This is a genomic window from Megasphaera sp. AF13-6AC (assembly GCF_027685385.1).
Taxonomy (GTDB): Bacteria; Bacillota; Negativicutes; order Veillonellales; family Megasphaeraceae; genus Megasphaera; species Megasphaera micronuciformis.
In genome coordinates this window covers 27,675-38,398 of sequence record NZ_JAQCUN010000001.1, presented here as the reverse complement: position 1 = coordinate 38,398, position 10,724 = coordinate 27,675, and the positions used below count along the sequence as shown (strand labels likewise).

General features: G+C 41.5%; 11 protein-coding genes. 3 read left to right on the top strand and 8 right to left on the bottom strand.

Going from position 1 to position 10,724, the window contains the following annotated elements; all coding sequences use genetic code 11:
- The 3 genes from glyS to PGX78_RS00205 all read right to left on the bottom strand — a co-directional run.
- Window positions 1–1,250 (bottom strand): glycine--tRNA ligase subunit beta (gene glyS, locus PGX78_RS00215; RefSeq protein WP_270444555.1); only part of this gene is annotated, 1,250 nt, incomplete at its 3' end.
- A complete protein-coding gene (gene glyQ, locus PGX78_RS00210) occupies window positions 1,250–2,125 on the bottom strand; it encodes a glycine--tRNA ligase subunit alpha (protein ID WP_006942351.1) in 876 nt (291 codons plus the stop codon). The genes glyS and glyQ, both read right to left, overlap by 1 nt.
- A gap of 423 nt (window positions 2,126–2,548) precedes the next feature.
- On the bottom strand, window positions 2,549–3,523 hold the full coding sequence (locus tag PGX78_RS00205; protein ID WP_270444550.1) for a bile acid:sodium symporter family protein: 975 nt from the start codon (window positions 3,521–3,523) through the stop codon (window positions 2,549–2,551).
- A 487-nt stretch (window positions 3,524–4,010) separates the two neighbouring features.
- Between PGX78_RS00205 and PGX78_RS00200 the strand changes: the two genes are divergently transcribed.
- Both PGX78_RS00200 and PGX78_RS09475 read left to right on the top strand, forming a co-directional pair.
- Window positions 4,011–4,499, top strand: a complete 489-nt coding sequence (locus PGX78_RS00200; protein WP_006942349.1) for a hypothetical protein — start codon at window positions 4,011–4,013, stop codon at window positions 4,497–4,499.
- A gap of 457 nt (window positions 4,500–4,956) precedes the next feature.
- Window positions 4,957–5,517, top strand: a complete 561-nt coding sequence (locus PGX78_RS09475) for a DUF805 domain-containing protein (protein ID WP_442864778.1) — start codon at window positions 4,957–4,959, stop codon at window positions 5,515–5,517.
- A gap of 178 nt (window positions 5,518–5,695) precedes the next feature.
- Here PGX78_RS09475 and PGX78_RS00195 read toward each other — a convergent pair whose 3' ends face one another.
- The 3 genes from PGX78_RS00195 to PGX78_RS00185 form a co-directional block, all read right to left on the bottom strand.
- Window positions 5,696–6,808: a metallophosphoesterase gene (locus tag PGX78_RS00195; protein ID WP_270444543.1), complete on the bottom strand. Its 1,113-nt coding sequence runs from the start codon at window positions 6,806–6,808 to the stop codon at window positions 5,696–5,698.
- A gap of 65 nt (window positions 6,809–6,873) precedes the next feature.
- Window positions 6,874–7,845 carry a dipeptidase gene (locus PGX78_RS00190; protein ID WP_270444540.1) on the bottom strand — a complete coding sequence of 324 codons (972 nt, stop codon included), beginning with the start codon at window positions 7,843–7,845 and terminating at the stop codon, window positions 6,874–6,876.
- 22 nt (window positions 7,846–7,867) lie between these two features.
- Window positions 7,868–9,079: a DUF819 family protein gene (locus PGX78_RS00185; RefSeq protein WP_270444538.1), complete on the bottom strand. Its 1,212-nt coding sequence runs from the start codon at window positions 9,077–9,079 to the stop codon at window positions 7,868–7,870.
- A gap of 169 nt (window positions 9,080–9,248) precedes the next feature.
- Between PGX78_RS00185 and PGX78_RS00180 the strand changes: the two genes are divergently transcribed.
- Window positions 9,249–9,719: a flavodoxin gene (locus PGX78_RS00180; protein WP_270444535.1), complete on the top strand. Its 471-nt coding sequence runs from the start codon at window positions 9,249–9,251 to the stop codon at window positions 9,717–9,719.
- Between the two features lie 73 nt (window positions 9,720–9,792).
- On the opposite strand, the gene bcp is transcribed toward PGX78_RS00180, so the two are convergent.
- Entirely contained in the window at window positions 9,793–10,248 is a 456-nt protein-coding gene (bcp, locus tag PGX78_RS00175; protein WP_270444532.1) for a thioredoxin-dependent thiol peroxidase, read from the bottom strand.
- 11 nt (window positions 10,249–10,259) lie between these two features.
- On the bottom strand, window positions 10,260–10,682 hold the full coding sequence (locus tag PGX78_RS00170; RefSeq protein WP_006942329.1) for a SoxR reducing system RseC family protein: 423 nt from the start codon (window positions 10,680–10,682) through the stop codon (window positions 10,260–10,262).
- Window positions 10,683–10,724 lie beyond the last annotated feature (42 nt).

Sequence of the window (10,724 nt, the reverse complement as noted above, 5' to 3'; positions counted from 1 at the left end):
CCGTCAAGGAGTGCATATTCACGCCCCATAACCCCCTGAAGTTCCGTAAATTCTTGAACCATTTGTGTCAACAAGTCCGTCTTGGCCAAGTCGGCAAGATGTTTAATCTCGCCTTCTTCAATAGGCAAATCCAATTTAGCCGTCAAAAAGGTCATAATAGCGGCCAGGCGCTGAGACTTGTCAAATAACGTACCCAATCCGTCTTGGAAGACAATTCGCTTTAAGTCTTCCGTTCTGTCAGCCAAAGATTTCTTGCGATCTTCGGCAAAGAAAAACTTAGCGTCGTCCAAACGAGCACGCAAAACACGTTCATTGCCGTGACGAACCGTATCCAAATGGTAATCGTCACCGTTGCGTACAGTCAGAAACATGTTCATCAACCGATCTTCCGAATCACGCAAGGGAAAATAGCGTTGATGGTCCTTCATAGGTGTAATAACTGCCGCTTCGGGAAGTTCCAAATAGTCTGTATCGAAACATCCGTACAAAGGTGTCGGATATTCAACAAGATAAACGACTTCTTCCAAGAGTTCCTCATCCATGACTACATGGCCGCCTTGCTTTTTTGCAACAGCATGCAACCCCTTGACAATCATATCACGACGTTCTTCAGGATCTACAATAATATAATGTTCTCTCAATAAGTCAACGTATTCGCCGGGTGCTTGAATATCGAAATCCCCCGTTCCGAGAAAACGATGACCGCGTGTAGTACGTCCCGACACAACATGAGCCATTTCAAAGGGTACCACCTCGGTGCCGAACAACGCTACGAACCATCTCAGCGGGCGGACAAAACGCATGTCTTCATTACCCCAAGTCATACTTTTAGGGAAAGACAAAGACGAAACGAGTGTCTTCATAATTTCGGGCAATAAGGCTTTCGTTTCTGAACCGGCAACAGTCACATCTGCATATACATAGCCGTCTTCCGTAACCAATTCCGATACGTCGATATGCTGTCCTCGTGCAAATCCCATAGCGGCCTGAGTCGGGTTGCCGTCGGCATCAAAAGCGATTTTCACGGACGGCCCTTTGTTCTTGGACGATACGTCGGCTTGTTTTTCAGCCAATCCGTTAACCAATAAAGCCAAGCGCCGCGGAGTTCCTACTGTACGAATGTCCTTATAGTCAAGATGATTTTTTGCAAATATATCGGCAGCTCCTTCATGCAACTGCTTCAATGCCGAAGGCATATAGTGTGCGGGAATTTCTTCAGTACCTATTTCCAGCAATAAATCTTTACTCATTATTTTCCCTCCTTCAACATGGGGAATCCCAATCTTTCCCGTTCTGCCAAATAAGCTTTAGCACAAGCTCGAGACATATTGCGAACGCGTCCGATAAAAGCCGCTCTTTCACTGACACTGATAGCTCCGCGTGCATCTAAGAGATTAAAGGCATGCGAGCACTTTAAAACATAGTCGTATGCAGGCAACACAAAGCCCTTTTCAATAGTACGTAGCGCTTCTTTTTCATACATGTCGAACAAGGTGAACAACATATCTGAATCACTGATTTCAAAGGCATATGACGATTGTTCGAATTCATTTTGATGGAAAATGTCGCCGTAAGTTACGCCATCCGTCCATTCCAAGTCATATACATTTTCCACACCTTGAATGTACATGGCCAGACGTTCCATACCGTACGTAATTTCCGACGACACGGGTTTCACATCAATGCCGCCGACTTGCTGAAAATACGTAAACTGCGTAATTTCCATGCCGTCAAGCCATACTTCCCAACCGAGTCCCCAGGCGCCGAGGGTCGGCGATTCCCAGTTGTCTTCGACGAAACGAATATCGTGTTCCTTCGGATTAATTCCCAGTACTTCCAAGCTTTGTAAATACAGCTCCTGAATATTATCCGGTGACGGCTTACAAATAACCTGAAATTGATGATGCTGATACAGGCGATTCGGATTGTCACCGTAACGACCGTCCGCCGGCCGACGTGACGGTTCTACGTAAGCAACATGCCACGGTTCGGGCCCCAAAGTCCGTAAAAACGTGGCCGGATTCATTGTCCCCGCGCCCTTTTCTACATCATACGGTTCCTGAATGATGCAGCCTTGCGAGGACCAGAATTTTTTCAATGCAAAAATCATATCCTGGAAATTCATCAATATCCCTCCTGAATACAAAAAATCCCTGTAACACGCATGTGCTACAGGGACGAGTATACTTACCCGCGGTTCCACCCCGGTTGGTCATAAGACCCGCTTTATTAATCGGTCGGCCATACACATCGCACTGTCGCGACTTCCTGCCTCGGCCTTCAGAGCGCCTTCAATTCTTTGTAAGCTTCCACTGTCCTTACTCGCTGAATGAATCTACTTATTCTCCTGCATCGCCATTATATTTATGATAACAAAGGCCTTGAACAAAGTCAAACAAAACAACTGTCAGCTAAGTCCTTCCCGGTGATTCGAATAAGGAGCGAATAAAGAAACAGACAATTAAATATCTTAGTCATACGCTATATCAAAGCTGCTCCGTTCAATCAAAAAGAACTCACCCTCTATGAAAGTGAGTTCTTTTTGAATTTATGCGTCTTCTCCGTAATGGGAATCGAAACGTTTGTTTAAATAGTTCGAATACATGTAGGCCAAGACGGCACCGGAAATATTATGCCAAGCACTGAATACGGCTCCGGGTACGCCTGCTAAAGGCATAGATGCGAAGTGAACCTTGGCAAGGCCCGTTGCCAAGCCGGAATTCTGCATACCCACCTCAATGGATACGGCCACCATTTGTTTCCAGCTCATCCCCGTCAACTTCCCGATAGCAAAGCCCAAAGCATAGCCCAATACGTTATGAAGAATAACGACAAGTAAAATAATAGCGGAACTGTTCAAAATAGCATTCCGACTTGCACCGATAATACCGGCAATGAGCAAGGAAATGGAAATGGATGACACGGCGGGAAGATAATCATTGGCCGTAGCTGCCAGTGCGGGTAAGAATTTTTTAACAGCCAACCCGAGAATAATGGGAATAATAACGATTTGAACAATGGAAATAAACATTCCCACAGGATCGAAGGCAATACTTTGTCCCAAAATAAGGTAGGTCAAAAGAGGCGTCATAATAGGCGAAATCAACGTTGATATACTCGTCATAGTAACCGAGAAGGCTACATCGCCCTTACTCATAAAAGTAATAACGTTGGAAGACGTGCCGCCCGGACAGGTACCGACGAGAACTACACCGACAGCCAAGGCCGGTTCAAGCTGAAAAGCATGGGACAATACGAACGCCAAAAAAGGCATAACGAAATACTGTGCCAAAATACCGAAAAAGATATTCTTAGGTTGCTTTAAAATAAGGGCAAAGTCCGACAAATTAAGAGTCGTCCCCATGCCGAACATAATAATTCCTAAGAAAAGGCTGAGTACGGGAACTCCCAAAAACTTACCCATTACCCAGGAAAACGAGGTAGGCGTCGTTAAGCCCAAAATTAAGAAAATAATTGCAATAATACCGAAATACTTGCCGATAAGGGCGCAAACATGTTTCATAAAAGCCATCCTTTCTATATATCTTGTCTGCACGGGTAAAAAAATTACGACTCCTCGGACGAAGTCGTAACTAAATCGTGCAAACAATATGGATTGATTATAGGTACAGTGTTTATTATTGTCAATAAGTTATAGGTTTGTTTCTGTTATGATTTTAAAGTATAACGTTTTATTCGTTAATTTTTTTATTCTTTATCAAGATAGCCTCTTATACCGGTCATTTCTCTTTATATAAATATATTAACCGATATTCTTATTTTTAATTACTTAATCTACATTCTTCAAATCATATGTATTTTTGTAAAACATTTTCCGCATAATTGTTTTTTATGTCACTTTATTGTGTATTGCAACTTTATTTGCTATGATTTTATAAAACCACTTCAGGTATAACTAGTATGTCTTATAATTAGTCAGTCAAAAGCGGTCTCTAATTACGTCTTGACATGAATAGTTTTATTACATTTTTTAAAGGAAGGCCTTTTCTATGCTATTTAAACGTACATTAGCATTTTTTATTCCGTTGCTATTTATAATTTTACCTATAAACGCTTCTTTTTTATCAGAGGAAGCTCATGCCGGTGAGCCTTATTGGAAATTTCATTCTGACTTAGAATCTACTGAATATTTTGACGCTGATTCTGTATCCATTGTTAGTGCAAAGTTCCCTTATTACTCTATCCGCGGCGCTGTATGGTCAGAATATCATGAAAATGGAAAACTAATTATATCAAAAAGTATTTATATTTTTTACTATAATGTAAATAATCATGTTATGAAAGGATGTGAAATATGGCGTGGATTCTATGCTATTGACGGCACTTTTCTATATTCTACATCCCCCAACAAATCTCTCATAACACTTCGGGCATCGTATATGAAGAGTTTCCCGCTTCTAACCGCAGTTGGTGAAATTTGTTTTCTTCGAGTGTATGATATCCCCTTCTCTGAGAGCGCTAAAACAAATTTAAACTAAATTCAGGAGAATACTAATGGACAAAAAAATTGCTGCAATACTTATATTTTCCTTTTAGTTATCATGGCACAAGGAGCTTATACCTATCATTTGATACAACAGGTTAGTGAACTTTCCCAAACAGTATCATCATTACACATTTCTAATGACGTAAAGCACTTAGGACATCGTATTGACGATATTGAGAGTAATGTCTCTTCTAATTCCGATAAATTAGATCAAATAAATAACGACATCAGTAGAAATACAAGGGATATTCAATCTACCACTTTTAAGATAAGAGAAATTATCGATCAGATAAATAATATAGTTCGTTATATTAATTATAACTTCTAACTCCAAACACCATTCAGATACAAATACTCGATAAACACTACAATATGTCTGTTTTCCTAAGTATTCTCATAAATAATTCCCATCTAAATACGTATTACCTAAAATCATTCTAATAAAGGCGGTGTATTATTTGAACAACAAGGAGTTTGCTATAATCTTAATTCTACTTATTATCATCATTCTCCAACAATATCAAATCCAAAAACTTACAAAAAAAGGGACTGATACTACTTTCTCCACCCTAAATTCTTCACCAACTATTCAGAAGTCTTCCCCAATTTTGCTGAAAAGCAAAAATTTTTTCATAAATCTCTTCACGTTTACTGGACGTATTAGTCGATGGAGATATTTTATGACCACAATATTAGCTAGCCCACTCCCAGTCATTTATATTTACTATCTCGAATCATCCCCTGTTACTATTTTTCTTGGCTGTAAAACTCTATTTGATTATATTCAAACTTTCCTTACACTATTACTTATTCTACTTCTCACAATCATAATTATTTCTGCAAAATGTAGACGCTGGCATGATTTAGGAAAAAGTAGTAATTATATTTTTGCAAACATATTTCTAAGCCATCTTTTTATTCCCTATGGTTTTTTATTCTCAGAATTCATTATGCTTATAGTTGCTGGAGATGATAAGACAAATAAGTACGGAGACCCTCCGGACTGGTAACTCGCCTGTTATCTATACAAATTAATTTGTATAACTATATTTTTAATAACAGCTACTACTATACAATACTATAAATACATATCAGTATTTTTAAAGGACAATTTCTAGAAATAACCTTATAAAAGTTCTAGAAATCTGTCCTTTTATTGTCTGTAAAAGTGCCCCTTAGAAGCATATACTAATATTTTCTGTCATCTATTATACGAATGACGACTATTTCCGGCGACGGTCCGGTACGAAAAAGAGCTCCCCATGAACCATATCCCGATGAGACAATGGCTGTCATTTTTCCTATTCGACGAGTACCGTAGTCGAATAGGAACATGCGTCTTGTTCCCAAGCGATTGGGCCAAAATTGGCCTGCATGAGTATGCCCGCTCACGTATAAATCATAGTTTTGAAGAGCGACTTGCTCAATACGCACAGGCTCATGTTCTATAAACACGTTAAATTGCCCCGGAACGGCAGGCGGAACATCGTCACCGTTTCCGAGCAAGTAGTCGGCTGCACCCGTTATGTTAATACCGAGTCCCGTATCCTTACGCTCATCTATTAGACACTCAATGCCTCCCGCTTCCAAAACCTGCCGTTCTTTATCAACATTCATGCCGTAGTAGTCATGATTCCCCAAAACGGCCATGTATTGCCCTTTATTCCGCCCCAATTGTGCAAACCCGTTAAGCGAGCCGTCTTTTAAAACAAAGGAAAGATTCCCGTCTATAATGTCTCCCCCGAAAAGGACAAGCTGTGCTCCTGACTGTTCCAATCGTGCCTTAAGCTTTTGCACAAAAGGCTTACCCAAAACTGCGCCTAAGTGTATATCACTTAAAAAAGCGATAGTTACCTCTCCGTCCACCTTGTCCGACTGTATATCCACATACCTGTATACGGGATGAGTAGCCTTATAGTATCCGTACAGTAAGATAAGGCCTAAAATAAAGACCCATACCCTTCCGTACACCGGCAATATAACTGCTAAAGAATCGCTTCCCGTAAACACTGTTATAACCTTGATAAAATAATACGGGATAAGGGCCAAAAGGCCATAGTAGGTCGCAATAAACCAATAACCGCCCACAGGTGTCAAACTTTTGACAAGGTGCAAAGGTAACGCAAGGGCTCCTACATAAGGAATGACAAATAATAGCGGCGACAAAGCAAAAATTACCGCACCCGTAAAATTGTCCAATATTGAAAAAGCGGCGGCATACATAGGCCATTGTGCCAAAGATACAAGAGCTCCTATGAAGCCTACGACAAGATAAAACAAATAACGTCTTTTTTCCATCATTACCTCAATATAAGAAAAGTCGGCCCGAAAAATGACGAGCCGACAAAATCTTTCGTTAATACCGATTACAAAGTTTGGTACAAAAGTCTTTCCATATTTTTGTACATAATCTTTTCCAATGCTTCTTCGTCGTATCCGCGACGTTTCAGAATATCCGTAAAGTTTCGTACTTTAGTCGCATCTTCCAAGTCCTTTGTACTCACTTGGCCGGGCTCGGCAAAGGATAAGGCATTATCATCCAAAAAATCGCAAAAGTCAAATCCGCAACCTACATGATCAATCCCTACCAGATTTACCATATAATCGACATGATCCGCCAATTTTTCCGCCGACGGTGTTTTTTCATCAATAAAGGCCGGCCAGGCATTCATGCCGATAACGCCTCCCGTAGAAGCAATGATTTTAATCTGCTCATCCTTCAGATTGCGCTTGGCCGGACAAAGGGCATATGCATTGGAATGAGATGCCAACAAGGGCTTTGTCGCCGTCTCGGCTATGCCGTAAAAGGTCTTTTCACTGGCATGAGACACATCGACAATCATACCGAGTGTTTCCATTAAATGCACGGCATCGACACCTGCCGGTTTCAAGCCGCAAATGCCCTGTGTATCACCCGCCCCGACGGCAAATTCATTTTCTTCATTCCACGTCAACATGGCATGTCGAACCCCTAAATCATACAGGGTTTCCAAGAAAACAGTGCGTCCTTTAAGCCCGCTAAGGCCTTCCATCCCCCAGAGTATAGCGGTCTTTCCCGCATCTCTCAAGGCTGTTAAATCATCCGCTTTTTTTATAAGTCCCAATACATCCCGATTCTCCCGAAGTTCCTGAGAGGCATATCCCAAAATTTCCAGCATCCGTTCCGTCGGTTCCTGAACATAATCCCGTTCAATCCAGACCGCAGCAATCATGGCTCCTATATTGCCTTCAGCCAGCCGTTGTGCATGATAATTCTGAAAAATACGGGTTTCTCCTGCCGCTCTATGCTTCGCAACATGACACAATATATCCGAATGTCCGTCAAAAACATACGCCATCGGTCATCCCCCCTGTCATACCTTAAAGTCCAAGCATACTGCCTACAATAATACCCAAATACGTACCGATAACATAGCCGAAAGTGCCGACGAGCATACACGGCCCTACAAGACGGTACCATCCTTGAGAAATTGCCATGCCGGCCGCCGTCGTCGGTCCGCCGATATTGGCATTGGATGCCAGTATGATGTCTTCCAAATCAAACTTGAAGAGTTTCCCGAAAACAAAGCAAAAAGCCATATTGACAAGGACAACAATAAGACAAAATACGAGCAACAAGGGAGCATTTTGAATAATTTCGGAAATTGATGCGGGAACGCCGATAACAAAGAAGAAAAGATAAATAAAGTACGTTCCGATTTCCTGTGATCCGTTCATAGAGGCTACCTGCTTGTGGCAGAAAGTAGCAAAACACATGGCAAGTAAGGTAATCCACACATACTGACTACCGAAAAAGGTGTTACACATCTGCAAAAAGCCCGTATCCTTGGGAACAACCGTACCGAAGAAGGCCGCAATAGCCTTGGAGACAGCTACGACAATGACGGCATACATAAGATTTAAAGCAATATCTTTTAAAGAGATCTCTTTTCTGCCCCAATATTTTGCCGCCAAAGTTTCTCCGTCTTCAGATTTGCCGTTTACGGCAACGTCATCAATATGAGGATGCGTATAATGCTTTCTGAAAAAAGCATTCCCTGCAACGGCAATGAGGATTAAAAAGTAAATAGCCATATTCAGGTTGTCGGCCACGACAGTGGCGGAAATAACGGTTCCTTTAACCTTGAATGCATCCGCCAAAGCCGTGAAATTAACACCGCCACCGATATATGAACCTGTAATCATGGCAGCCACACTGTTCAAATCCGGTACGTAGGAACCGAGTACGGCATATCCGAGCAAAGCTCCGACTACCGTGCCGACGGAACCGATAAGGAAGATAAAGAACATCCGTCCCGTTTCTTTCCAGATTTTACGCATATTAGCTTGCAGCAAAAGCAACGGAATGGCAATGGGAACGGCAAATCCCCAGACAACATCGTCGAACAAGGGAGCCGACGTCGGAATAATCTGTAAATTAACCAGTACCAAGGCAAAAACTAAGGCTATAATAGCGCCCGAAAGTTTCGAGGCCCATGCATAATGTTGCTCTAAGTAAATAGATATTCCGGCAGCCGAACACATGATAGCGAGCAATACCCATGTGTTTTCAGGCGATACCAAAGTATTCATATATATTCCTCCTCTGTAATCATTTATTATTATCATACGGATGGAGCTCCTGCCTGTCAATTACGCAAACTCATGTATACATTATTTTTTTCATCTTCTTGTATTGGACAAAGTGTGTTTTGAAAGGTACAATGAATCTATGCCTTTTTTCCGTAAGGGAGATGATTATATGAAGGCCATTATATTATACTGTTCCCGTTCGGGAAACACGGAGGCTCTGGCCCATCGAGTTTGTCAAACTATTCCTTGCGATACTTTAAAAGTGGAACCGAAAGAACCGTATGGAAACTATTTACAATCGATTTTACGCGTACGCAAAGAACGTAAAAAGGATATAGTTCCCGAAACGGCTACTCCCGTTCCAGACCTTTCATCGTATGATACAGTTTTCATAGGCTTTCCCGTATGGTTTTCCGACATACCCGTCTTTTTCTCCAAATTTTTAAGTCGCTGCGACTTAAAAGAAAAAACCGTCATTCCTTTTTCCACGGCGACGAACAGTAATATTTTAAAGAGTTTAACAACCTTAAAAAAGGTCTGTCCCCAAAGTATTATTAAATATCCTTTCGATCACATTCGCTTAAAACGATGCGATACAGCCGGCTGGCTCGGCCTTATAAAAGCGGATAAAAGTTTATAAAATTCTGCACCAAAAAAGAACGGCATGGAAAATGAATCTTCCATACCGTTCTTTCTTTATATCTGCATCTACTTTATATTTCTTTTAACATCTTGCCTGCGTTATACGCAGCCCGTACATTGGGGAATACTTTTTCAATCATACCTTCTTCGTCAATAATATACGTTGTGCGAATAAGCCCTGTTACGGTCTTACCGTACAGTTTCTTTTCACCCCATACACCGTACATATTGATAACTTTTTTATCCGGATCCGCCAAGATGGTAAAGGGCAGACTATATTTCTCGGCAAAATTCTTATGAGACTCTGCCGTATCCTTACTGATGCCGACAATGACAGCATTCTTGTCTGCAAACTCCGGCTGTAATTCCGCAAAGCGTTGGGCTTGATTGGTGCACCCCTTTGTATCGTCTTCAGCGTAAAAATACAGAACGACCTTCTTACCTTTAAAATCAGATAAGCTGACTGCTTTTCCCCCTTGATCCTTTAGTGTGAAATCAGGGGCTTTCGTCCCCGTTGCAAGCATCATATATATCTCTCCTATTCTTCATCTACAAGGGCAATAACTTCCGATCTGTTATTATGCGACTTCATAACCAGGTCATAAGTCTTAATGGCTGCGATGGCAATAGGTATACCGATACAAAACCCGATAATCGCCCCGTTTTGTGTCGACGTCCCGAAAGCCTGCGGGCCTATATAGGCACCGGCAACGGCGCACAACAAAATAAGAAGCAGCGGTAACCCGAAACACAACAGTGCTCCCGATACCATATGTTCATCGGGAATCGTAAATTCCACATATTCACCTTTTTTTGCACCGATCTTATTGACTGCATCTATAACCACATTGTCGGCACAAAGGGACGCACTGCACGGCGAATATAAGCTGTTACGATTGGTCTGTATACGTACCATGCCGTTAGGCAACACTTCTTCTATCGTACCCGTATTGGTTCTCATATTAAAACACCTCTGTTACTCCATAATCTATGATTTTGACTA